Genomic DNA, 24,208 nt, shown 5'->3' on the forward strand with positions numbered 1-24,208 from the left:
AACCACCGACTATCTGCAGCCATGCCACCAGCTTCGAAAAGCCGCTTTTATGCCATTGCCTTTTACGGCCTAATAGCCCTAACCTTGGCTGTGGCTGTATTTCTCGATCACCTCAATTATCAAAAAGCTGAGCAACAATATCGCCAAGATGTGCGGGAAGTAGCACAAAGTTATCGCAGCCAATTACAGGCACTGATGACCGCCAATATTCAACTTGTACGCGGATTAATACCGGCCATCGCTGCCCAGCCTAACCTCAACCAACAACAATTCAGTGTTATTGCGCAAAGCCTATTTACCAGTTCTAAAGAACTGCGCACTATAGGTGCTGCACCGGATATGGTTATTCGAATGACCTACCCTCTCAAGGGTAATGAGGGAGCCATTGGCCTCGACTATATGGCCACCCCCAGTCAACGTGATGCGGCTTTGGCAGCTAAGGAAGGAGGAGAAATAGTGATCGCCGCCCCTGTTAATTTAGTGCAAGGCGGCGTTGGTATTATTGCTCGACTGCCCATTTATATGCAGCAGCCGAAACAAGAGTTTTGGGGGCTGATATCGGTCGTGCTCGACGCCAACAAGGTCTATAGCAATGGCGGGCTCGTACAGTTACAAGAGCAATTCAATGTCGCCTTATATAAGCGTAATCCAGATAAACACATGTTTGGCGATACCGCTATTCGCTATAGCGACCCCATTGAACTATCGATTAGTCTACCTAATGATACTTGGTATTTGGCAGTTCAACCGCAAGCGGGCTGGCAGCCTCCGTGGGAGAACTTTGGCTATGCGCGCATCGCGATTATTTTAACCACTTTGTTAGTGGTACTGTTTTTAGCTTGGCTTCGAGCCTTATTCTTAAAACTCATGGTCAATGAGCAGCGCCTTCAAGCGTTATTTGACCTTTTTCCGCTAGGTATCGCGTTATGTGATGCCAAAACGGGCCGCTATATCAATGCTAATAAAGCCTTACTAAACTCGCTCGATACCCACTTACAACAGCTAAAACAACAACACTTCGCCAACACTCTGCGCTTCAACGAGCGCACAGTACCGGCCTTAGATCAATTGCGCCATGGTCAACATATTGTTGCTGGAGAAGCTCTGTGGCAAAACAACGATACCTTCCCGGTGAATGTGAATGGGGTGCAATTTACCAATGCTCAGGGTGAACCTTTTGTGTGGCTACTCATTGAAGATTTGCGCGAAAAGAAGGCGACACAAGCAGAAATACTTGAAAAGAGTCAGCGCCTAGCATTGATCGTTGAAAATATCGGTGTTGGAACCTGGGATTGGCAAGTACAAAGCGGCGAAGTGACGTTTAACGAGCGTTGGGCGCAAATCATTGGTTATGATCTCGAAGAGCTCACCCCCATTAATATTGATACTTGGCTCAATCACACCCACCCTGATGACTTAAAAGAATCAGGACTACGTTTGGAGCAACACTGGCAGGGACACAGTGAACAGTATGTATGTGAAGCCCGAATGCGTCATAAATTAGGCCATTGGGTGTGGGTTCTGGATACCGGCCGAGTCATTGAATGGTGCGACGATGGTCGACCAAAACGTATGATTGGCACGCACTTAGATATTAGCTCACAAAAGTCGACTGAGGCGGCACTACGCCATGCTAAGCAAGAGATCGAGCGCTTCTTTGAGCTCAGTGCTAACTTTATGGCTATTCTCAACGTACATGGCTTTTTCGAACGCGCCAACTCACGCATATACCGGGGCTTGGGCTTTACAGCCAGTGAAATACTTGCCAAGCCGCTGCTCGACTTTGTCGCCTGTGATGATAAAGAGCGCGTACAACAACAATTTAATAAGTTGAGCCAGCAAGACAATGAAACTCAATTTGATTGCTACTTGCGTACCCACTCACATAAACAGCTGCTGTGCCGTATTAACTTGGCTCTGGATCAAGAGAATAGCAAAATTTATATGGTTGCTAGCGACATCACTGAGCAGCAACGAATCAGCAAGCAGCTGTTGACGCATAAACAAATGCTCGAAGCAATGAGTACCCAGGCGCGCATTGGCGCATGGGAGCTGAATAACGATACTAACCACGCGTTCTGGTCCAAAGTGAACCGCGAGATTCATGGCGTCGATGATAGCTACCTGATCACCGCAGATAATCTTTTTCACTTTTTCACACCCAGTTCCCAATCCCAGCTAAATACGCTCATTAGTCGCACTATCAATAACCGTCAGCCATTTTGTACTGAGCTACAAATAGTCACCGCTCAAGGCGATAAGAAATGGGTACGCGTACGCGGTGAGGCGGAGTTTGACCAGCAACGCTGTATTCGCATCTTTGGCTCTACCCAAGATATAGATGGCGAAAAGCGCGGCCAGCTCGCACAACAGCAATTAGCACAACGGAATAGCGCTTTAGCAGGGCTCACGGTCGATGACGCGATTCTCAATGGTGATTTAGACGCGGCTAAACACATTATCACCCGCATGGTCAGCCGCACCTTAAACACCCATAGGGTCAGTATCTGGTTGTTTGACGATGCCCATCAAAAAATGCATTTACTGTCACTGTACGAGCAAGAGAAAAACAGCCATAGCGAGAGCGGTGTATTAGTCGGGGAGCAATACCCAACTTACTTTAACGCGATACAAAAGCGAGCGGTATTAAGCATCAGTGATGCTCACAACGATCCGCTGACCAGGGAATTTTTACAGGACTATTTGCAGCCGCTCAATATTCATGCGCTTCTCGACTGTGCCATTCCGGGGCGCCATGGCATGGTCGGTGTGGTGTGCGCAGAACAGCTTCATGAACCGCGTGTATGGAGTGAGAATGATGAAAACTTTCTTATTGCTATCGCTAATATCATCGGTGGTGTCTATGCCAACCACGAAAGACAACTAACGGAAATTGCCCTTCGCAACGCGAAAAATAAAGCTGAGCATGCGGCGCTCGTAAAAAGTGAGTTTCTTGCCAGTATGAGTCATGAAATACGTACGCCGATGAATGGCGTATTGGGCATGTTAGAGCTACTGGATCACAGCACATTAAATGACTCGCAGCATCATCACCTGCAACTAGCCCGCTCTTCTGCCAACACCTTGTTAAGTATTATCAACGACATATTGGATTTTTCTAAAATTGAAGCGGGCAAGGTAGAAATTGAACACATAAGTTTTGATATTCACCAAGTGTTGTCACAGGTTGTTGAGTCGCTAGCCTTGAAAGCACAGCAACAAAACAACCGTTTATATCTGGATGCGCATCAGCTACCACAGCAAATAGTTGAGGGTGATCCCAACCGCTTGCGACAAGTGCTGGCCAACTTGTTATCGAATGCGATTAAATTTACCGAAGACGGTGAGATAACGATTACCGCAACACTCGATGAGCATGGGGTATTTACCTGCAGTGTCCAAGACACCGGTATTGGTATCTCTAAGCAAGCTCAAGCGCAATTATTTGATGCCTTTACCCAGGCTGACAGCTCCACCACCCGGCGCTTTGGCGGCACCGGTTTAGGTCTTGCCATTGTCCGTCAGCTATGTCAGCTCATGCATGGCGATGTCAGTGTGAAAAGCACTGTGGATCAAGGCAGTACATTTACGTTCTTCATTCAACTGGAAGCCGATGAGCAATCTACCATCACTCAACACCTGGTGGGTGAGCACGTGGCTATTTTCTGTCATGACCGCCAAGAGAGTACCCTCGCTCGGCAACACTGTGAGTTGATGGGAGCAAAGGTCACCTGCTTTACGGATGGCAATGACTTGCTTGAGCATTTGGCTAACCAAAGCGTCGAGCGCCTCATTATCGATGCCGAACCGCTATTAAAAAATACCCATGAGTTACAGCATCGACTGAAAAGCACGCTTAGCGAACAATGTCAGCTGTTGGTCTTAGCGAATATGGAGCAAACTAATGAAGTCAGCGAGCAATTGGAATTTGAACACTTCCGATTGGCGTTTCATCCATTAACTAGCTTTGATATTTTCAGCGGTTATACGCGCTCAGAAGAGACTGGTGCGCAGCAGCTCTCAGGGACTATTAACTGTTTGCTTGTAGAAGATAATCAGGTCAATCAAATTGTTACCTCATCCTTATTGGACAAGCACGGTTGCAACTACGAAATTGCCAATGATGGACAACAAGCGATAACACGCTTGCAACAGTGTCCTTCGGGGTATTTTGATGTGGTGCTGATGGATTGCCAAATGCCCATTCTTGATGGCTACCAAGCAGCCACTCAAATCCGCCAAGGCAAGGCCGGAGAGCAACATCAAAACATTGCGATTATTGCCCTGACCGCCAATGCAATGGAGGGCGACAAGGAAAAATGTTTGCAATCGGGTATGAACGATTATTTGAGTAAGCCCCTTAAGCCAGACGCGCTCTACGAGAAGCTGACCATCTGGGCACATATGGCACCGCCGTGTGAATAGCGCGAAGCAAAATAGCAACCCCGAGGTCGGCGCTTTAATTTTTTTGTAAATGCTTACATAATAGCTGCTTACCATCTTGCTCAAGCGGGGGAATTATGCGAGCCGAAATCGTTGCCGAAATGAAAGTGCAACCTAGCATTGATGTCCAACAAGAAGTTACTCGTCGGGTGTCATTTTTAAAACACAAGCTTCAACAAGCCCACTGTCGCACCTTGGTGCTTGGCATCAGTGGCGGTGTTGATTCCTCTACTTGCGGCCGTCTTTGCCAGCTTGCCATTGAAGAGCTCAACGCCGATCACGATACTGAACAATATCAGTTCATTGCCGTGCGCTTACCTTATGGTGTACAAGCCGACGAGGATGAGGCGCAGCTGGCGCTCGATTTTATTCAACCCAGTCAGCGTGTTACCGTGAACATCAAACCCGCTACCGACCATATGCATGAACAGGTGCTAAGCAGCCTCGCTGGCAGTGATTTAAGTTTACCCGCACAAAGCCATATTGATTTCGTTAAGGGCAATGTCAAAGCGCGCCAACGCATGATTGCCCAGTATGAGCTAGCGGGTCTACATCAAGGTTTAGTCGTTGGCACCGATCATAGCGCGGAGAACATTACCGGGTTTTATACTAAGTTTGGGGATGGTGCGTGCGATCTAGCGCCGCTGTTTGGCTTATCTAAACGCCAAGTACGTGCACTTGCTCAACACCTCGGAGCGCCTGACGCCTTAGTTACCAAGGCACCGACCGCCGACTTAGAGTGCGATCGCCCCGGCCTCACAGACGAAGAAGCACTGGGCTTAAGTTATGACCAAATCGACGACTTCCTTGAGGCGAAACCCTTAAGTGCAGAAATAGAGCAACGCATAATCGCCATATATCAGCGCACTCAGCATAAGCGTCAACCGATTCCGACCATTTACGATTAGTGCACATAGCCCATGTCAGTACATGGGCTATGACTACAACAAAACTAACCTCAGGCGTAAATGATCGACCGCTCTCGCCCATGCGTAAACACTGCAATCCTTTTGTCATTTGTTTATAGTAAGAGCAGTTCACGCTTAAACTGAAGAAGTTATGTCCTTTCCAATTTTAATAACCGGGGCCGGACAACGTATAGGTCTTGCCCTTGCCCAGCATTTTGTAGCTGAGCAGCACGATGTCATTATTACCTACCGTACTCGGCACAATGCAGTAGATGAGTTAGCGGCGCAAGGTGTTACTTGTATTCAAGCAGATTTTAGTGACGATGAAAGCATTGTGCATTTTATCAATGAGTTACGAGTCCATACGCCAAAGTTACGCGCTATTATTCATAACGCATCAAGTTGGGATAGTGAGAGTAAAAACGACGACTACGCAGCCTTGTTCGATAATATGATGCGTATTCATGCCAAGGTACCTTACCTTATCAATCAACATTGCCAAGACATGCTCGAGCACAGCGATGGCTATAGCGACATTATTCATTTAACCGACTTTGTGGTCGAGACAGGCAGTGCCAAACACCTTGCCTACGCAGCCAGCAAAGCGGCATTGGATAATTTAACTAAGTCATTTGCGGCCAAGTACGCACCACATATAAAAGTGAACGCTGTTGCCCCTTCGCTGATTATTTTTAACGAGGGCGACAGTGAACAGTATAAACACAAGACATTACAAAAATCCCTCATGGGCATTGAACCTGGATGTCGAGAAATTATTAATGCTGTCGAGCTTCTGCTAACCAGCGACTATATAACCGGACGCAGCTTAGCCGTTGATGGCGGCCGTCATCTAAAGTAATTGAGAACATTATGCACGACGAATTAAAACAAAGTTACCAACAATTAATCTCCGCCGTTGGCGAAGACCCACAACGCGAAGGCCTACTAGATACCCCCAAGCGTGCAGCCAAAGCCATGGAGTACCTTACTCAAGGCTACCGTCAGACATTAGCAGAAATCACCAATAATGCGGTGTTTACCTCTGATGCTGATGACATGGTTCTGATCCAAGATATAGAGCTTTACTCAATGTGTGAGCATCACCTGTTACCCTTTGTCGGCAAAGCACATATTGCTTACATTCCCGACGGTAAGGTCTTAGGGCTTTCGAAGTTTGCCCGTATCGTTGACATGTTTGCCCGTCGCTTCCAGATCCAAGAGCAATTGACTCATCAAATCGCTCAAGCAGTTGAAGAAGTCACTGGCGCCAAAGGCGTTGGCGTGATCGTTGAAGCTAAGCACATGTGTATGATGATGCGTGGGGTCGAAAAGCAAAACTCTAAAATGCGTACGTCAGTTATGCTTGGTAATTTCCGCACTGATCCGAAAACGCGCAATGAATTTCTGCAGCTAGTGAAGAATTAGGACACACCATGACCAACGCCATTATCAATGTTACTAATCTCCGGCTAAGAACCTATATTGGGTTCAACCCCGAAGAACGGGAAAAAAAGCAAGATGTTGTGATTAATATCGAGATCCACTATCCGGCAGATAAGGCGTGTACCAGTGATGAGGTGCAAGAGGCACTCAACTATAAGACTGTCACCAAGGAAGTGATCGCACTGGTAGAGCAAGGACAGTTTTTACTTTTAGAAAAGCTAGTCGCGGATATCTTAGCGCTCTGCCACCAGCACCCTAGTGTGCATTACGCTAAAGTACGGGTGGACAAGCCACATGCGTTGCGATTTGCCGACTCTGTATCGTTGACCTTGGATTGGCACGCTTAGCTGTCTAGCTATGATTAAGCACTCGCATTAATTGGCGAGTGCTTCCCCCCCGCCATACAATGACTGTATGCCAAGAGCCATCAATATAACCACCCAATACCGCACGCCTTTACCGATACTGACAATAGCAACAAACAGCCAAAACCGGACCCGAAAGATACCACCTATCACGGTGAGTGGATCGCCAATCACCGGCAGCCATGCGAAAAATAGGCTATACACACCGTAACGATGAAAACGGCGTGTCGCTTTTTCCATCGCTGCGGCTGAGACCGGAAACCACTTTTTGTGCTGAAAGCGTGTAACTTGGGTCCCCAAGGCATAATTGACACAGCTACCAAGAACATTCCCGAGCGTTGCAAACAACCATAACAACACTAGGTGATAGCCCCCTTGCGTCACCATCGCAGTAAGTACCAATTCCGATGAGCTAGGTAGGAGCGTTGCCGACACAAAGGCGGTTAAAAATAAACTAAAATAGGCCAGCAAAACGCTCCTGTATTGCTATTTTTGTATGTCTAATGCTTATAAAAACTTAATACACAGCGGATACTTAAACTCTTTGCCTTCGTAGGCTTTGATGCTAGCAATAATCACCATTACGAATGAGAAAATGGCGACTAAAGGCAGTAGCACAACCCCAATAGCAACAAAAATAAGTAAGAAGCAGACGATGAAAGCAATAAGCATAGTTAGCTGAAAGTTCAATGACGCGCGGCCATGACGGTCAACCACTTCCATCTCATCTTTTTTCACCAACCAGACAATCAACGGGCCAATGATAGATCCAAATGGCACTATAAAACCCGCGAGTGCGGCTAAGTGACACAGCATCGCCATGGTTTTCTCATCATTGCTTTGCTTGTTGTTATTGTTTGCCGGTGGCGGGGTGTCATTCTTCTCTGGTAATACGGGTTCCATATTCTCTCCTGCTTTATGGGTTTGGTATTCAGATTCGCAGGTTTTCTTGCTTGTGTCTAGATACCCGCTCAGTATTAATAACAAACCAGGTGCGTATAGGTTGGCTCTGTGAGGACAGCCTAAGCATTGGTATTACGGCGTATTAGCGCTAGACTAGGGCTCTTGTAATATCATCGTCGGAGTTAACGTGGGTACTGAAGTTGTTAATATTTTAACCATGGCAAAGGTCATTCAAACAGCCGTCGCTCCGGTATTTCTAATCACAGGGATTGCGGCCACCCTTGGGGTACTATCAAACCGCTTGGCGCGGATCACCGACCGTGCTCGTGCCTTGGAGAGAAAACTAAAAATCAGCAGCGATGAAGAGTTTAATCGCTCACTAGCAACTGAGCTGCGCGCCCTGTTAAAGCGTGCGCGTTGTATTCATATCGCTTTTAGTTTCAGTGTACTCAGCGCTACCTTAGTGAGTGCTGTCGTTATGCTGTTGTTTATGGCAAATATCCAAGCCATTAACCTTGGTACTGCTATTGCTGGGTGTTTTATGGTCGCGATGCTGCTGCTTATATTGGCATTTATCGCGTTATTAGGAGAAGTCTTTTTAGCGACTAGAAGTATGCGCAGGGGCATGATATTCGCAGACATTGATCTCGGAGAATAACCACAATTGCCCATACCTTCAGCGTTTAGTAGGACTTATTAGTCATTGCAGCGATTATTAGCACACTTGCTCTTGTGTTCACTGCCCTGCTTAGGTAAAAAGAAGGTTGTTTTACGAAAAGGGGCAAATGGAATGAAACTAAAAACATTATTGGCGGCGACTCTGATCGCCACATCGGGTTCAGCACTAGCAAACTCCGTGTTCGAGAAGCCGGAAGATGCGATTGAGTATCGGCAGTCGGTCTTTTCATTGATCCGGGTGCAAATTGGTGACATGGGCGACATGCTTAAGGGTAAGGTTCCTTTTGACGCGGCACGCTTTCAACAACGCGCAGATAACGCTGCAGCGCTATCACAAATGCCTTGGGAAGCGTTCACTGCGGGCTCAGATCAGGGTAATACCGATGCCTTAGCAGCCATCTGGGAAGACAAGGCCACCTTTGATAAAAAAGCCAACTCCTTTGCGCAATATGCCCAAGAACTTGCTGTTGCTGCTAAAAGTGGTGATAAAAAGCAAATCGCTCCTGCTTTTAAAAACTGGGCGAAAGGCTGTAAAGATTGCCACAAGTCATTTAAAGACTAAACAAACCCGCTCATGGCGGTATCAACCAGTATGAAGCTCAAGCTGATTACCATGTTGGAACACCTATAAAAAACGGCGCCTTCAGGCGCCGTTTTTATGTCCATAGCTCAACGAATTAGCTGCGACGACGACGCAACCACATTAGTGGTGCCATCAGTAGCGCTAGCCACCCTAATGAGCCCGAGCTAGTGCTCTTCTTCACAGGAACTTGAGGCTGTGGTTCTGGTTGCTCAGATGCTTCATCAGCTAGGTTAGTGACATTGACCATCACCGTTGCCGTGTTAGAAATATTGCCGCTGGTATCTGTGGCAACAACTTCAAACATCACCTGTTCAAGACCACTGTCATAATCAAGCTGTTCGGCATTGGCCACAATGACCTCACCATCGCTGTTAATATCAACGGCGGTCGAGCTTGAGCTCACAACAATAAACTCTGAAATAGCGCCAGCAAAGGTCGCATTACGCTCAGCGGTAAGTGTACCAATAACCGTACCTTGTTCGGTGTTTTCGTCTACCGAGAACTGCGCGTCAGCCAAACTAGGCGCCACTTGCATATCATTGCGCGGTGAGGTGACAACGGCTTTAGCGCCATTGGTAGATAGAATAGTGAAGTTAGCATCAGCAAATAAGAACTGTGCACTTTCACCAGGCGCAATACTCTGTACTTCATCACCTTGAGCATCTACTGCCATTGCCACAATTTGTGCAGGTGCGAAGTTATAGTTACCTTGAGCAGTATCAACGGCGTTACTGCCACCTGTTGGGAAGTTATCAGGCGCGGTTCTGAAACGTACCGTAGCATTGACATTGCCCAAGTCCGCCGCAGTCAGACCATAATCACCAATACAATTTTGCAGTGTTACATAGTTAGTCGCACTGTCGAAGTACAAGTTACTCAGATTACCGCTTAGTTGACCATAAGGCGTTGTAAAGGTAATAGGTGTAGGTGTCGGGCCATTAAACAGTGAGTAGTTTAGCGAGTGGGCTGTGACATCCCAGCGGCCATCACCATCCATATCAAAATCTGCGGCGAAGCCACCCATATCAGCGTGGGCTACAGGCTGGTCAACAACTAAAGTTGTAAATACGCCATAACCTGATTCACAGAACGAGGCTGGCACAGCCAATGTCTCGACACTACCAGCTACAATATCTAAACGACCACCATCACCCACTGTGTCTGTTACTGTATTTTCAACAATCACCGGTGTGAGCTCCGCAGCACCTTGGTTGTGCAGTGTATAAACAACACCTTGCTCACCTTTTTCGGCGCTGATCACAGGTTTTGCCGCTGCACGTGGAAGTACATGATAAACCAAGTGCAAGGCCTGTTCACCGCCTTCACTAAAGACCAACGCACCATCTAGCTCTGAGTCTGTCAGCAACTCAGTCGCTGCTAAGGTGTCAATATTGCTGCCACTTAGCTGCCACTCTGGTAATGTTGTGGGGTCAATAGTCATTGCCACTTCAAACTCGACGGATTGGCCCGCCGGAATAGTCACTGAAGTGGGATACTCAGCCATTAAGCTGCCGCGTTCAACATCGTCTGCAAAACGCTGCTCTAAACTGAGCTCATATGTCTTAGCACTGCTTGAGAAGTTTTTAACTACCACGGTTTTAGTCATCGTGGTTGTTTCACTTAAGCTTTGCAGCCCGAATGACAGCGCAGCTTGATGCGTGTCTTTTGCCCACGCCGCTACCGGTAGGTTCGCAGCCTTTTCTACGTCAACCAAACCAGAGCCAATGGCGCTAATCGGTGCCATTGCTGCGTTCTCATCAAGCGCACGTGGGGTGACGGTAACATCAAGGTTTGCTGCGTTCATCAAGGTTGCTTTAAGTTCCATCGCATTGCGCTCTGGTAAAGCCTCTTTAAGCATACTGATAGTACCAGCAGTAATTGGGCCTGAGAATGACGTGCCTGTTGCTCCAGAAAGCCCTGTGCCTGTGCCAGGCTCGGCGGTCATGATATTAACACCGGGGGCAGTGATCTCAGGTTTTAATAGGCCGCTGACCGAAGGTCCACGAGAGGTGAAATCGGCCATTGCACCAGGTGTTGCCACTAACTCAGAGGAAATATTGAAGCTAGCGCCGCCTTTTAATTGCGCCCCAGTGGCAAAAGTAACCCCCACTGATGGAATACTCACTGCTTCGTCAAATCCGCCCATAGGCGCAGGCGTGCCATCATCAACGTTATTGGCGATAATAACAAAAGCAGCACCCTTAGTTTGGGCAGCCAGTACTTTATCAGTGAAATTACAGCCACCACGGTCCACCACTACAGCCTTGCCTGTAAAATCAACACCTTCAGCAAAAGGCTCACAAGCGGTTTGGTTGGCATCTGGATAAACCAGCTCAATGTCATCGCTGCTAAAGCTGAACGCACCTGGGCCAAAATTGGCGCCCTGAATAACAGCTTCTTCGCCTGCCACTGTGCCTTCAGCCACACGAGTCTCATCCGTTGGGTGAGTCATGGCTCCCACAGAAAGTGCATTTTCAGTGGTGCTTGGGCCACCAACGATAAATGGATATGCACCATCGTTGCCGGCAGAGATAACCACACTTGTACCTAACTTGGCGGCGCGATTAATAAATAAGCCTACCGCATCTTCCGCAAGGTCACCGTAGTCGCCACCTAAAGACATGTTAACTACATCAACACGGTCTTCAATATCCATGTCGCCATTGGGGTCCATCGCTGATTCTAGCGCCAGTAATTGTGCAAGCCCTGGACAACCACCGCCACACACCGAATACACAAACAATTCTACATTAGGTGCAATCCCCGTTACCGAGTGTGAAACATGTGTACCGTGGCTCGTGCCGAAGTCAATCGGATCGGCATCATCATTAAAGTAGTCATAACCGCCTTTAACAATACCTTGCGGCCAAGTTACCGTCGTGGGATCAGCAGTGGCTGCGTCATAAGCCGCTTGCGTACCCTCACCACCAAATACTGCGTGGGTATAATCAATGCCGGTATCAAGCACGGCCACTCGAACTCCTTCACCAGTCGCGATTTGGCTCTCAACTAAGGGCGTTGCTTTGATGTAATCAGCACTATCAGCAACATTAAGCTCATAGTCGTAAACCGGGTAGATTTCTTTCACATCCTCGTGCGCCAGCACTTTTCTCACTTCAGACTCATCGCCGTTAACAACAAGCGCATTAACCAGCTTAGTGGTGCGTGTGATCACATTGAGGTTTAAATCGGCGCTTTGAATATTACTTAATACGCGCTCTTGCGCTTGCGAGATATGCGCACTTTGCGTGGCTTGCTGATCTTTGCTTACTGAAAACATCGGCTCACTGTTAAGCTCAATAAGCCAAGATACAGCACGTTTGTTCTGTTTTTTAATGTCGCCAAGTTGGCGCTCAATTTTGCTTTGATGCTGCGGTGTAAAAATTTTATTCTGTGGTTCTAGCTCTGAAGCTGCGACTTGAGTGCCAAGCAGGGCAGACGACACGCCCAGTGCTAATGCACTCAATTTGAGTTTATTTGAAGCCATAATTTTCCTCTGAAAGACATCATTATTGTTGTTGTTCAATTGCAACTATAATGAAAACAAAAAGAGGGGCAAGATTAAATTAATGTAAAATTATTATAAGTAAGTTGGAAAGCGGGCTATGCCCGCTCAATGGACTTTCAATGGACCTCATGAATATGTAACAAAGTATGTTTTAAATAAGACTTACGAGCGGCTCGTAACCCCAAGTACATAACAGCGCAGCCAGTATAGCTGCAAAAACCACGAACGCAGGCCAAGCAGGCTTGACTACCGCTGTTTCTTGCATTGCATTATTGCGACCGGTGACCATCGCTGGCACCAGCCTTTTACCTTTCAATGCATAAATCACAATAGCAGCAATATGCAAAGCAATGGCGGCTAGGATAAAGTCAAAGTTTTGATGGTGCACGGACGAGGCCCACTCAACCCAATCGTAAGATACATATTGGACTAAAGGACCATCGGTAAGAATGTCGTCTGTGGTCATCAATCCGCTGAGCAGTTGCACCAATAACAGTGCAAAAAATAGCAACACCATATAGCTGCCCGCCGCATTATGCCCGGCCACTTGTTCGCTTTGTTTGAGCGCCCTAAACACGGCTTTGGGTGAGTGTAATAACTTGCGCAAACGGGCACTTTCGCTACCAAAAAGCCCCCATAACAAGCGAGTTGCAAGCAATGCTAAGGTAATGTAGGCGAGCACAAAGTGTAACTCCATCGCGCCCTCCTCCGCAGAGAAATAGAGGCCAGCGATACACAGCACTAAACTCCAATGAAAAAAGCGTATAAACCCATCCCAAACTTTCATTTTTGACTCCTTAACTTGGCAATATTGCGATTATGCCAAACTCTGTGTCATGCTGCGTGCTTGATCGTAAAAAACTTTGCTTATGTCTGCTGTTACAAACGCTAAAAACCGAACCCGCTTACATCGACTGGCCCTTATCAAAGGTCAGCTCGATATGTTGCCGTTAAACTTAGCGGTTTTACCTTGGGGGCTATTATGTGGCTCGTTGGCGATGCAAAACGGCTTCAGCGCCTGGGAAACGCAATTGATGTCGTTGTTGGTCTTTGCCGGCTCGGCGCAACTGGTGGCCATCGAGCTTATCGCTGATCATACGCCACTGCTGACACTGCTGTTTACGACCTTCATTATTAGCTCTCGCCACTTTCTCTATGGTCTGGCAGTACGCCAAAAAGTGATTAGCCAACCGCTGCGCTGGCGCTTGCCCGTCAGCTTCGTGTTAACCGACGAGCTATTCGCCTTTTCCCACCACCGCAAGGCATATCAAACGAAAACACGCCTTATTTATGCGCTCAGCGCTGGCTTTAGCTTTTATGTGGCCTGGAATATATGGACTCTATTGGGCATCTTGGCAGGCCAACTATTACCCGATTTAACCAATTTAGGCTTAGACTTTGCCATCGCCACTACTTTTATTGCCTTGGTTGTGCCCACCATAAAAAACAAAGCAACCTTAGCCTGCGTGGTGATCACCGGGATTTGCGCCGCCACTTTCAAAGCTTGGGGGCTGGAACTCTGGTTGGTACTTAGCGCCCTAAGTGGTATGACGGTGGGCTACATGGTCAGTAAGGGTAACCAATGATACTGACGACCATAGTGCTTATGGCATGTATCACCTTTGCCAGCCGTTACCTGTTTTTACATCGCGCCTTACCCTTTCGGGTCGGGCCCAAATTACAGCGCTTTTTAAGCTTCAGTGCGCCGGCGGTACTGACCGCTATTTGGGTGCCCATTGTCCTCCTTCCTGAGGGGCAGTGGCATATTAGTTATCGCAATCCTTATTTACTGGCCGCCGTACTGGCCATTATTGTTGCTTATCGCAGTAAAAGTATCTATCTCACCACTTTAGTAGGGATGGCTGCTTATTTTCTGCTGCGCTGAAAACAAAAAAGGGGCTTTCGCCCCTTCCTAACTTTACTCGTTGAGGTAATCGTCAAAATCATCGTAGCCGAGATTTTTCCGCAGCTTACGCTGCTCTAGATAATCATCAAGCTTCTTTTTGACCTTGCGCTTACGACGGTCATGTTGGTTACGCCCCATCGCTTCGTATTCATCTTCAACAAATTCGTCATCTAACGCATCATAGGAATATGTTTTACCCACAATACACTCCAGTTAATTACAATCATTGTGCGCGGCTCAAGCTTAGCTTCACCACGACCAAGAGCCTACGCCCTTAAAATGAATAAATAGCTGCAAATGGCAAAACTGGAAAGTGAGATTTTTTTATCGTTTCAACAAATATCTTTTATTGACGATGATCATCAATGTGCGACTTTCACTAACACCTTGTTGAAAACAACTAAAAGTTAGCTTTTTTTTAAATCTCTAGCAAAAGCCAGCTCACTATAAATTAATAACCTATTGTTTATTATGGAGTAATAATTTTGGCACCGAATTTGTAATGTATCTCTCGTAACAACAATCAACGGGAATAATGACAATGAAAACGACAGCAGCCCTTCTTTTTGCATCCATGACGGTAACCACAAGCGCACTGGCACACGAGCAAAAGCCAGATAACCTCTCATTTGGTTCACAACAGTGCGATATTGAGTTTAAAAGTGATATTCGTATCAACCCTGAACGCATACAAATCACCAATGTCGATAATCAACACATGGTATACGATGGTCAGCAGCTGCTCGTTGATGGTGAAGTTATGCCTCTGACTGCAGCTCAGCAGCAAGCACTGGATAATTACTCTCAGCAACTACGTAGTTACGTCCCTGAAGTTGCTCAGATTGCCCTTGATGGCGTGAAAATAGCCGGTGTGGCCATTGAGGAAGTGAGTGCAGCATTTGGCATTGAGCATAATGACGCGTTACAGCAGGTCGTGGATAATATTGGCAATAATATCGAGCATAGCTTTTATCAAAATGGCGAGTTTGTGATGGGCAAACAAAGCTTTGATGAGCTAGGTGAAGATATTGAGCAACAATTCGATGAAAACTTTGAGCAAGCCGTTGAACAGGCGATGGTGCAATCCATGGGCAGTGTGCTGATGGCGCTGGGCTCACAAATGGTTAGCTCAGGTGGCGACATGGATGAGTTCGAGCAGCGCATGGAACGCATGGGTGAGCAAATTGAACAGCGTGTTGAGCTTCAAGCTGCCAATATCGAGCAGCGCGCAGACGCCCTGTGCCATTCATTCTCAGAGTTGGCAGAGCAAGAGGCCCAACTGGTGAGCATGGTCCCTGAACTAAGTGACTTCCAGCTTTTAATTACTAAATAGTCGGAATAATCACCCCTTTCGCACTTGCTGGCAGAGCGCTCCCAACCGCGCTACTGCCACTTCCACTTTATCGCTCCAAGGAATACCATAACTCAGGCGCACACATTGACGGTATTTATCGGTAGCGCTAAATATTGAGCCCGGTGTAATGCTGATCCCCGCGTCCAACGCCAAATGAAAAAGTTCAATCACATCGTATTGGCTTGGTAACTGCAGCCACAAGACACAGCCGCCCTTGGGATTAGTCATCCGCGTTTTTTCCGGAAAATGCTGTAACACCAGCGCCCGCATGCGCTCCTTGTTCAAGGCTAGGCGCTGGCGTAGTGTACGTAAGTTTTTGTCGTAATCGCCACTACTCATAAACTCGTACAGGGTCCACTGATTCATCAATGATGATGAACAGCTAATCGCCCGTTTTAAGCGTCGCGCTTGCGCTGCATACTTACCAGCAATCATCCATCCTACGCGATAACTCGGCGCCGCTGTTTTGGAAAGCGACGAGCAGGTGATCACTTGCCCTTTGCGAGAAAAGTATTGCGCCGGTTTAGCATGACTATGTTCATACGCCAATTCACCATACACATCATCCTCAATAAGCACCGCCCCTCGTTCCTCAATCATGCGCACCAGTTGCTGGCGGCGCTCATCGGACATTTGCGAGCCCAAGGGGTTGCTAATTGTAGTAGAGAAAATACAGGCTTTGATGTCGTGCTCTGCGAAGGCACGCGCCAAATCATCTGCACAGACACCTTCTTCCGGGCACATTGGGATCTCTATGGCTTTCAGCCCCAAGCTTTCAATCATCTCAATGATGCCGAAGTAACAGGGCGATTCGATAGCGACAATATCACCCATTTGCGTAACGCATTGCAGCGCAATGTTTAATGCTTCTTGCGCGCCATTGGTAATAACGAGCTCGTCACTATTCACACCGATGGCAAAATCTAAATATCGACCGATGATCTCTTTTTTTAGCGGTGCAAAGCCGTCCAGTGGGCCATAGTTAATCGCTTGGTCGCCGGCTGCGTTCATTACCTTGCGCATAGTTCGGCTCAGTACTTTATCGGTGGCACTCACCGCCACCGGGTTGGCGATCCCCAGCGGGATCACACCGGGCTGATGTAAACCATCGAAAACCTGTTCAATTAATGCCTGCTTGTTAACTGCCACGGGCGAGCGCGCCAATCGCGAGCGCTTTGGCTGGCTGCACGGGAGCACCGCCGCATTTAAGTAAAACCCAGACTTTTCCCGGGCGCTAACCACCCCTTGACGTTCTAACTCCTGATACGCTTGCTGTACCGTAGGAATGCTAACCGAGAGCTTCTGCGCCATGGCCCGCAGCGAGGGAAGTTTTTCCCCTGCATTTAAGGTGCCGTGTTGCTGCATATCTTTAATCAGGTCGACAACTTGCTGATAAAGATAAACAGCGCGCTGCTTATTAATCGTCCGCGACATAATCTGTATAGGTATCAAAATCACTTTTCTGTGTATGTACAGTATACAGAATCACTTTAAAATACCACCTTTTACGATCACGAGAATTCATCATGAACAACATCCTGCTTTATGTGGTCACTGTGCTCATTTGGGGCTCAACTTGGCTGGCGATTGAGTTTCAACTAGGTAGCGTCCCCGTGGAGGTATCACTGTTGCTGCGCTTTGCCATAGCAGCGCTATTGATGTGGGGATATGTGCTCATCAAGCGCCTCCCTATGCGTTTTAATCGCCGCGATCATGTCTTTTTTGCCTTATTGGCATTGTGCAATTTTGGCGCTAATTATCTTATTCTCTACTGGGCACAAGCCTATCTAACCTCGGCACTAGCCTCGATTGCGTTCAGTATGCTGTTGTTGATGAATATCATTAATACCAAGCTGTTTTTCTCTCGCCCCATCGCCAAACGCATTTATTTTGGCGCCCTACTGGGCGTGGTAGGGATTGCCGTACTGTTTTGGCCGGCAATTTCGTCGTTGGATTTAAACAATGGCGTATTAATTGGTCTGCTGCTGGCGTTATCGGGCACCTTAGTGGCATCGTTAGGGAATATGGTCAGTGTTCGTAACTCACAAGCCGAGGTCGGAATTTTACAAGGCAATGCCTGGGGCATGTTGTATGCCACCCTAGGTTTAAGCTTGTATGTGATACTCACTGGCGCCAGTGTCGATTTCGCAGCAACCACAATGAGTTACTGGCTATCGCTGCTTTACTTAAGTACCTTTGGTACGGTCATCGCCTTTGCCTGCTACTTCGTGCTATTAAAAAATATTGGCCCTGAGAAAGCCAGCTATGTGATCGTCTTATTCCCGCTCGTAGCGGTGGTACTGAGCACCCTATTCGAAGGCTTCGTATGGCAAGCGAACACCTTGTATGGCTTCGCCTGTGTACTGCTTGGCAATGCCATTGTGCTCACGCCAGTACACAAAATAACGGCTCGCTTTCGTAAGCCCCGTGTTACCGAGGTACCACCAAAAGCAGTGCGTCCGCTTGGCAGCTAATCACGGCAGGCGTGGTGCCAAGGTATTCGCCATCGGCTTCAATACCCAACCCTACAGTTGTCACCTCACAGCGCTTTATAACCGCTGTGGTGATCTGTGCAAGGCGCGTATGCGCGCCAAAGTAACTGAGTAATAGCGCCACGCCTTGGCGCAGTGGCGCGCCTTGAGCAACGCTGAGGTAATTTAGAGCGCCGCTTGTCACATTAGCATCCGGCGCGACCTTCATGCCACCACCAAAAAACTGACCATTGGCAAAGCAGCACATCAGCTGGCGCTGGTTAGTCACCTTGCCATCAATTTCTACCCTGACCTGTGGGTTAGAGTAGGTATACAAGTGCCTAAGCCCCTCCCAGCTATATCGCCAACGGGCTAGTCGGCCTTTTTTGTTCTGCGTTGCGCGCACCACCTCAGCGTCATAACCAACTCCAGCCACATTAACAAAGTAACGATCGTTAATTCGCCCCAAGTCGATACGCTGCGCCGGCGCCCGCAACGCTGTAGCTAACCAATGCGCTTGGCTAACACGCCACTGCCGAGCAAAGTCGTTGCCACTGCCACAAGGGATCAACGCCACCTCAACAGCGGTGTAGGCAAACGCATTGACAACCAAGTGTAAGGTGCCATCGCCACCGAGCACCACAACCCTTGTTAAACCATTGCTGCACGCTTTCAAACGTTTTAAGTCACGCGCAAAATCCCCAGACGTAGCCAAGCAGGAGTAACCAATAGACGCTTGCTGCAAACATTTTTCGAGTTGGTCGAGCAACTTTTTTTGGTAACTGGGGTGATAGACCACCAACCAAGATGAACAAGTCGGCAAATGGACACCTTAAAACAAATATGTTTTATCTGAATAAATATGCAGCCTATTTTAATACAGAAAGCTTATCAAGCTTTAAACCCCTAATATAATATGGTTCAAGGTAAAAGCATACAAATATAATCATGCATAGAACACGCTAAACTGAAACTTAACAAAAGCAAAATGCATAAAAAAAACTTATGCGAAAGGGCCAAAATTTATCGTTTTATTTTTAACCACTTCAGCCTCACAATAGCCATGTTTTCAGACACAGACATAGCGCGGAGCAACCAAGATGAACCCAGTAAACACATTAAACCAAACGGCAGCAAGCCAAGTCGCAGTTAAGCCCAGCAAGCGTAAAGCAAAAATGCTGGCAAAGTTAAACCGCTTCGGTAAGGAACTCGCTCTTAGTGGCGTCGTTCGTTACAAGTAATAAGTTAGATTAATGTTACTTGGGGTGTAAGGCACCAACCAGCTTTACACCCTCAACCTTCCCCCCATAGCAGTCTAAAATACCCTCTATTTCACTGAATTAGCACAAAAATCAAGCAAACGACCGTTTTTCTATTTACACCTGCGTTTTGCCTCAGTATTATCCTAGCCCATGGAGAGATGGCAGAGCGGTTGAATGCACCGGTCTTGAAAACCGGCATGGGTTAATAGCCCATCTAGGGTTCGAATCCCTATCTCTCCGCCACATTTTACAAACTGATTCGCGCCGGAGAGGTGGCCGAGTGGCTGAAGGCGCTCCCCTGCTAAGGGAGTATAGGGTTTGTAGCCCTATCGAGGGTTCGAATCCCTCCTTCTCCGCCATTAGTTAAGTTAAAAAACCGCACATTGTTGCGGTTTTTTGCTTTTCGGCGTCCAGTCGCAAGCGTCCAGCCTTCGGCGCCTCAGAACTGCGAAGCAATACTTCGATTTCTTCGACCCTTCTCCGCCATTAGTTATAAAAGAACCCGCACTAGCTGCGGGTTTTTTTATAACTAAATTTCGAGAAGGCGGACTTGGTGAGGACCCTTTGTTCGACAAAATGTCGGGAGCATTTTGAGCCGCGAAGGCGCCCGCAGGGGCGAGTGTATGGATACACGAATGCTCATCCCGAGTCGAAGCCATTAGTTAAGTTAAAAAACCGCACATTGTTGCGGTTTTTTGCTTTTCGGCGTCCAGTCGCAAGCGTCCAGCCTTCGGCGTCTCAGAACTGCGAAGGCCCCCGTAGGGGCGAGTACAGGATGTACGCGCGCTTATCCCGACAACCGTTATCAGAACCTGGCCTTTACTTTTTCACCACGTTTGCCACCATAGCGCCCCATTATCAACAGCGATGAATATTCACTATGCTATTACATACCCAAGACGCAGAGTCTAGCCAACAACTTTATCAGCACCTTGTCGGTGCCATCACCCCTCGTCCTATTGCTTGGGTCAGCACCCGCAGCGCCACTGGCGTCGATAATGTAGCTCCTTACTCATTTTTTAGCGTGGCCAGCTGCCAACCGCCGGTGTTATCAGTTACTCATGTGACACCTCGCACAGGAGAGCCGAAAGACACATTGAAAAACTTGCTGGCGACCAAAGAATGTGTCGTCAATATCGTCACCGAAGACTTGCTCACGGCGATGAATCAAAGCTGCGCCAACTACCCGAGTGATATCAGTGAATTCACGGCCGTGGGTATTGATAAACATACTAGCCACAGTGTATCGGTGCCAGGCGTTGCTGCTGCGCCAGTACGTTACGAGTGCACGCTGCGAGAGGTGATTGAACTTGGCTCAGAGCCGGGAAGCGGGCAAGTGATGTTACTCGACGTTAAAACCATCGACATTGATGATGCTCTGTTGGTCGATGGTCGCATCGCACCGGACCGCTTGCCTACTATAGGTAAGCTAGGTGGCGATGCCTACGCGCATACCACCCGTCAAAGCGTGCTTAGTCGCCCAGTACTCGACTAGCAACGCTGAGTAACGCCGCAATATCTTGCTCATCATTGTAGATGTGCGGTGAGATACGAATACCCAAGCGGCGTTCATCGACGCTGATACAGGCTTTGCTTAGTTCCGCTAGCAGGGCCCGTTGGTGACGTCCGCCATGGACAATCAGGGTACCACTGCGCTTCTCAGGCTCCTTAGGCGAGACAATCCACTGCTGCAGGTGCGACCACAGCAGTTGTTGCATGGCCAGGTTATGGTTGCGCACCTTATCGATGCCGTACTCATTGAACCAGCTAATACTGTGCGCGGCCAAAACATAAGGTGCAATATTGGGGGTGCCGCCCCAAAAACGTAAGGCACTGGGATGGTAGTCAAAATGATGAATATCAAATTCAAAAGGATTACTATGGGAAAACCAGCCCACGTCTTTGGGCTGACAGTGCGCTAATTGCTGCTCACTAACCCATAAGTAAGCGGCGCCTGGCCCACCACAGAGCCATTTTACGCTCGAGCCGATCATAAAGCCGGGTTCCACTGCGGTTAAATCCAAAGGGATCACCCCCGCTCCCTGAGCTACATCGATTAGCGACAACACTCCCCGCTTTTTCGCGTACTCACAGATATGAGCAACCGGGGCTTGCTGCCCAGAGTTGGAATACACCTGACTAACAAACACCAAATCAACCTCAGTGTCTAAGTAATGCTGCCATACCTGAGCATCACTGACATCTTCGTGAGCCGGTATAAATCGCAGCTGACAATCCTCAGGTAAGGCTTTTTGCAGCACAAAGCCCATGCTCGGGAAGTCTTGCTCACTGAGCAGCACTTTGCACCCACCTCTCGTTAGCCGTGGGTGGGCCATCAGCAGCTTGGTCAATGCACTGGATAAATTAACCTGCGGGCAAAATTGCCCAGCAGAGCTATTAAACAACCTCGCGAGTGCTTGAGTAAACTGTTCAATAGCCTGCAGCCATTGTGACCAAGGCTCTTGTTGGCCCTGTTGCCAAGGCGCAAAGAACGCCTCATTGAAGGCGTGCTGTGCGGTTGTTAATGGCCGACCCACCGAGTGGCTGAGTAAGTAGGGCCCTTGAGGCAAGGCAAAGGTATCTTTCATTAGTTGTCCACCAACGCCGTTAATGTGGCGATATCGTGATAACGGGTGTGAATATCATCGCGCTCGCGCGCGGCGCGCTTATCGCGCAGATTAGCGAGTTCGGCTAACAGCACAGGTAAGGGCGGTCCACTGGCCGTTACCTTAGTTTGATGCTGGCTACCAAGATTTTCATTAGGAATACGAATATACTTATCAACCAGCTGGTTATGGTGCTGAATTGCCGTTTGCCCATGCAATTTACACACCCTCAAAAATGCTCTGAGGTTTTGCTGAAACCAGGAACTGCTATGCTGCTGCGGTGCCACCGCTAAAAACTCATCCATAATCGATGGCAAACGCATGCAATTGCGCAGTACGCGCTGATCCTCTGGCATCATGTATAAAAACTTCTCTACCAGCATTTGTGAATAAGCCGGTTCATTGGCACAACATAACCCCAACAACATATCGATCACGTTAATACCAGCAAAATCACCGGCATTGGCGCCCCGATAGACCTCTTTGCCAACCCGGTAAGGCTTGTAATAAGGGCGCACGGCATAAAAGAACTGCTGTGCATCAAGGTGTTGAAATAAATAGCGGTTACTTTCCAGTACATCTTTTAGCGCTTGTTCGGCCACTAACAATAAATCAGGAACCACAGGGTGAGAAATGCCCAAGGGCTGGATACGCAACAACGCATCGGCGGCCCGCTTGAAGGCCACTATACCCTTAGTGTTGTAGTCTACAAACAAGCGTTCATCGGGCAGATCGGTAAAGCGTTTATATTGGCCATTGATAGCGCGATTATGGGTGGTTAAATGCGCCGTTGCAAAACGAGGGGTAACGCCTATTGACGCGCCAATGTGCATGGCCAGAGTCGACGCTTGTTGCAGCGGAGAATGCGTTTCTCGTGACGGCTCGGTGATTTCATGACGCCGACACGCCGCCATATATAAGCCAACATTGCCGAGCAAATCAAAGGCACTATCGAAGCCCTCATCGGTATTGCCCTCATCAACTAAATTAGCTATTAACGCGTCTCCTTCGTCTGTGAGTTGCTGCTTCAGTGCATCGCCGACACCATGGACATTGGCACGATCGGCCTGTACTTGGTAGCGCTGTTCTAATTGATTATTAATTTCGACAAAGCGACTGCGGATCCAGTCATCAAATTGCTGTGCGTGCGGTGTCATAGGAGCTACAAAAATATTGCCTTACATAAGGTAAAAATAGCATAAAGCCGGTGGTGCTTTTTATTAACCTCCACTAACATAAACGCATAAAAATAATAAAAATCACCATTTAATAAATGATAAATAGCGATAACCACTCAAAAATCAAAATAGATGCCAAGGACCTGCAGTTGCTTGCGCTGCTGCAAGACAATGGCCGGATGAGTGTCAGCGAGTTAGCGCAGCGCGTTAATCTGTCAGATACTCCTTGTATTCGCCGCATCACTAAGCTGCAGCAAGCCGGCTATATTCGTGGTTACCATGCCCGTTTAAATGCCCAACAACTGGGGTTTCATGTTACCGTCTATGCGCTTATTAAATTGCAGCAAAACTCCGCTCAGGCTGCCGATAACTTCGAAAGCCAAGTGGATGGCTTTTTAGCGGTACAGGAATGTGCGGTGATCACCGGTGAGTATGATTATTTGCTAAAAATTATTGCCAAAGATCTCGGTGACTACGAACACTTCGTCAAACATACTCTCGGAGGCCTTGCGGAGATTGCCGCCATTGACTCCACCGTGGTTTTAAAACAACGCTTCTCTCGCTGGCAGCTGCCGCTGTAGTTGTATATACAGGGTTGCT

The 24,208-nt window shown here is 47.9% G+C and carries 23 protein-coding genes and 2 tRNA genes; 16 read left to right on the forward strand and 9 right to left on the reverse strand.

The genetic code is table 11. The features are described from left to right. The first annotated feature begins 21 nt into the window (after positions 1 to 21). The 5 genes from FIU82_RS14615 (at position 22) to folX (ending at position 7,141) form a co-directional block, all read left to right on the forward strand. Positions 22 to 4,425: a PAS domain-containing protein gene (locus FIU82_RS14615; RefSeq protein ID WP_152441381.1), complete on the forward strand. Its 4,404-nt coding sequence runs from the start codon at positions 22 to 24 to the stop codon at positions 4,423 to 4,425. Between the two features lie 95 nt (positions 4,426 to 4,520). Then, positions 4,521 to 5,351, forward strand: coding sequence for an ammonia-dependent NAD(+) synthetase (gene nadE, locus FIU82_RS14620; RefSeq protein WP_151173619.1), 831 nt, complete (start codon positions 4,521 to 4,523; stop codon positions 5,349 to 5,351). Between the two features lie 151 nt (positions 5,352 to 5,502). Then, on the forward strand, positions 5,503 to 6,210 hold the full coding sequence (gene folM, locus FIU82_RS14625; RefSeq protein WP_152441382.1) for a dihydromonapterin reductase: 708 nt from the start codon (positions 5,503 to 5,505) through the stop codon (positions 6,208 to 6,210). Between the two features lie 11 nt (positions 6,211 to 6,221). Further along, positions 6,222 to 6,776: a GTP cyclohydrolase I FolE gene (gene folE, locus FIU82_RS14630; protein ID WP_022944983.1), complete on the forward strand. Its 555-nt coding sequence runs from the start codon at positions 6,222 to 6,224 to the stop codon at positions 6,774 to 6,776. A gap of 8 nt (positions 6,777 to 6,784) precedes the next feature. Further along, on the forward strand, positions 6,785 to 7,141 hold the full coding sequence (gene folX / locus FIU82_RS14635) for a dihydroneopterin triphosphate 2'-epimerase (protein ID WP_022944982.1): 357 nt from the start codon (positions 6,785 to 6,787) through the stop codon (positions 7,139 to 7,141). A 27-nt stretch (positions 7,142 to 7,168) separates the two neighbouring features. Here the strand turns inward: folX and FIU82_RS14640 are convergent, their stop codons facing one another. Further along, complete coding sequence (locus FIU82_RS14640) at positions 7,169 to 7,627, reverse strand: YqaA family protein (protein ID WP_026111116.1); 459 nt, start codon at positions 7,625 to 7,627, stop codon at positions 7,169 to 7,171. A gap of 39 nt (positions 7,628 to 7,666) precedes the next feature. Next, complete coding sequence (locus FIU82_RS14645) at positions 7,667 to 7,981, reverse strand: DUF4870 domain-containing protein (RefSeq protein ID WP_045979475.1); 315 nt, start codon at positions 7,979 to 7,981, stop codon at positions 7,667 to 7,669. Between the two features lie 268 nt (positions 7,982 to 8,249). Here FIU82_RS14645 and FIU82_RS14650 point away from each other — a divergent pair, with 268 nt between their 5' ends. Together FIU82_RS14650 and FIU82_RS14655 are read left to right on the forward strand one after the other, a co-directional pair. Beyond that, positions 8,250 to 8,720: a DUF2721 domain-containing protein gene (locus FIU82_RS14650; protein ID WP_022944979.1), complete on the forward strand. Its 471-nt coding sequence runs from the start codon at positions 8,250 to 8,252 to the stop codon at positions 8,718 to 8,720. Positions 8,721 to 8,852: 132 nt separating this feature from the next. After that, the gene (locus tag FIU82_RS14655; RefSeq protein WP_045979403.1) at positions 8,853 to 9,302 is read left to right on the forward strand and encodes a cytochrome c; all 450 of its coding nucleotides are present in this window, start codon (positions 8,853 to 8,855) and stop codon (positions 9,300 to 9,302) included. A gap of 115 nt (positions 9,303 to 9,417) precedes the next feature. Here FIU82_RS14655 and FIU82_RS14660 read toward each other — a convergent pair whose 3' ends face one another. Then, on the reverse strand, positions 9,418 to 12,810 hold the full coding sequence (locus FIU82_RS14660) for a S8 family serine peptidase (protein WP_152441383.1): 3,393 nt from the start codon (positions 12,808 to 12,810) through the stop codon (positions 9,418 to 9,420). Positions 12,811 to 12,982: 172 nt separating this feature from the next. Then, entirely contained in the window at positions 12,983 to 13,618 is a 636-nt protein-coding gene (locus FIU82_RS14665) for a cytochrome b/b6 domain-containing protein (protein WP_152441384.1), read from the reverse strand. A gap of 82 nt (positions 13,619 to 13,700) precedes the next feature. Here FIU82_RS14665 and FIU82_RS14670 point away from each other — a divergent pair, with 82 nt between their 5' ends. Continuing rightward, complete coding sequence (locus tag FIU82_RS14670; protein WP_152441385.1) at positions 13,701 to 14,417, forward strand: AzlC family ABC transporter permease; 717 nt, start codon at positions 13,701 to 13,703, stop codon at positions 14,415 to 14,417. Continuing rightward, positions 14,417 to 14,716 (forward strand): AzlD domain-containing protein, encoded by a 300-nt coding sequence (locus FIU82_RS14675; protein WP_026111113.1) that lies wholly within the window; start codon positions 14,417 to 14,419, stop codon positions 14,714 to 14,716. The genes FIU82_RS14670 and FIU82_RS14675 overlap by 1 nt, the downstream gene beginning before the upstream one ends. 33 nt (positions 14,717 to 14,749) lie before the next feature. Here the strand turns inward: FIU82_RS14675 and FIU82_RS14680 are convergent, their stop codons facing one another. After that, on the reverse strand, positions 14,750 to 14,938 hold the full coding sequence (locus FIU82_RS14680) for a PA3496 family putative envelope integrity protein (RefSeq protein ID WP_022944972.1): 189 nt from the start codon (positions 14,936 to 14,938) through the stop codon (positions 14,750 to 14,752). A 340-nt stretch (positions 14,939 to 15,278) separates the two neighbouring features. On the opposite strand from FIU82_RS14680, the gene FIU82_RS14685 reads away from it, so the two are divergent. Then, on the forward strand, positions 15,279 to 16,070 hold the full coding sequence (locus FIU82_RS14685; RefSeq protein WP_022944971.1) for a YggN family protein: 792 nt from the start codon (positions 15,279 to 15,281) through the stop codon (positions 16,068 to 16,070). A gap of 9 nt (positions 16,071 to 16,079) precedes the next feature. On the opposite strand, the gene FIU82_RS14690 is transcribed toward FIU82_RS14685, so the two are convergent. Continuing rightward, positions 16,080 to 17,525 (reverse strand): PLP-dependent aminotransferase family protein, encoded by a 1,446-nt coding sequence (locus FIU82_RS14690; RefSeq protein WP_045979408.1) that lies wholly within the window; start codon positions 17,523 to 17,525, stop codon positions 16,080 to 16,082. Between the two features lie 92 nt (positions 17,526 to 17,617). Between FIU82_RS14690 and FIU82_RS14695 the strand changes: the two genes are divergently transcribed. Continuing rightward, positions 17,618 to 18,565, forward strand: coding sequence for a DMT family transporter (locus tag FIU82_RS14695; protein ID WP_152441386.1), 948 nt, complete (start codon positions 17,618 to 17,620; stop codon positions 18,563 to 18,565). On the opposite strand, the gene FIU82_RS14700 is transcribed toward FIU82_RS14695, so the two are convergent. Further along, positions 18,522 to 19,385 (reverse strand): diacylglycerol kinase family protein, encoded by an 864-nt coding sequence (locus FIU82_RS14700; RefSeq protein WP_152441387.1) that lies wholly within the window; start codon positions 19,383 to 19,385, stop codon positions 18,522 to 18,524. The genes FIU82_RS14695 and FIU82_RS14700 overlap by 44 nt on opposite strands. Before the next feature lie 277 nt (positions 19,386 to 19,662). Between FIU82_RS14700 and FIU82_RS18675 the strand changes: the two genes are divergently transcribed. From FIU82_RS18675 to FIU82_RS14715, 4 genes are all read left to right on the forward strand, one after another. Next, positions 19,663 to 19,803 carry a hypothetical protein gene (locus FIU82_RS18675; RefSeq protein WP_022944967.1) on the forward strand — a complete coding sequence of 47 codons (141 nt, stop codon included), beginning with the start codon at positions 19,663 to 19,665 and terminating at the stop codon, positions 19,801 to 19,803. Between the two features lie 173 nt (positions 19,804 to 19,976). Beyond that, a tRNA-Ser gene (locus FIU82_RS14705) sits at positions 19,977 to 20,067 on the forward strand. Positions 20,068 to 20,090: 23 nt separating this feature from the next. Continuing rightward, positions 20,091 to 20,183: transfer RNA gene (locus FIU82_RS14710), tRNA-Ser, on the forward strand. A gap of 521 nt (positions 20,184 to 20,704) precedes the next feature. Then, entirely contained in the window at positions 20,705 to 21,319 is a 615-nt protein-coding gene (locus FIU82_RS14715; RefSeq protein ID WP_152441388.1) for a flavin reductase family protein, read from the forward strand. Here FIU82_RS14715 and FIU82_RS14720 read toward each other — a convergent pair. Together FIU82_RS14720 and FIU82_RS14725 are read right to left on the reverse strand one after the other, a co-directional pair. Then, positions 21,297 to 22,412 carry an aminotransferase class V-fold PLP-dependent enzyme gene (locus FIU82_RS14720; protein WP_152441389.1) on the reverse strand — a complete coding sequence of 372 codons (1,116 nt, stop codon included), beginning with the start codon at positions 22,410 to 22,412 and terminating at the stop codon, positions 21,297 to 21,299. The two genes, FIU82_RS14715 and FIU82_RS14720, sit on opposite strands and share 23 nt — an antisense overlap. Next, entirely contained in the window at positions 22,412 to 23,587 is a 1,176-nt protein-coding gene (locus FIU82_RS14725) for a monodechloroaminopyrrolnitrin synthase PrnB family protein (RefSeq protein WP_151173627.1), read from the reverse strand. The genes FIU82_RS14720 and FIU82_RS14725 overlap by 1 nt, the downstream gene beginning before the upstream one ends. Before the next feature lie 116 nt (positions 23,588 to 23,703). Here FIU82_RS14725 and FIU82_RS14730 point away from each other — a divergent pair, with 116 nt between their 5' ends. Then, on the forward strand, positions 23,704 to 24,189 hold the full coding sequence (locus FIU82_RS14730; RefSeq protein ID WP_045979413.1) for an Lrp/AsnC family transcriptional regulator: 486 nt from the start codon (positions 23,704 to 23,706) through the stop codon (positions 24,187 to 24,189). Positions 24,190 to 24,208: the final 19 nt, after the last annotated feature.

Source organism: Pseudoalteromonas sp. THAF3, from assembly GCF_009363775.1.
Classification (GTDB): domain Bacteria; phylum Pseudomonadota; class Gammaproteobacteria; order Enterobacterales; family Alteromonadaceae; genus Pseudoalteromonas; species Pseudoalteromonas ruthenica.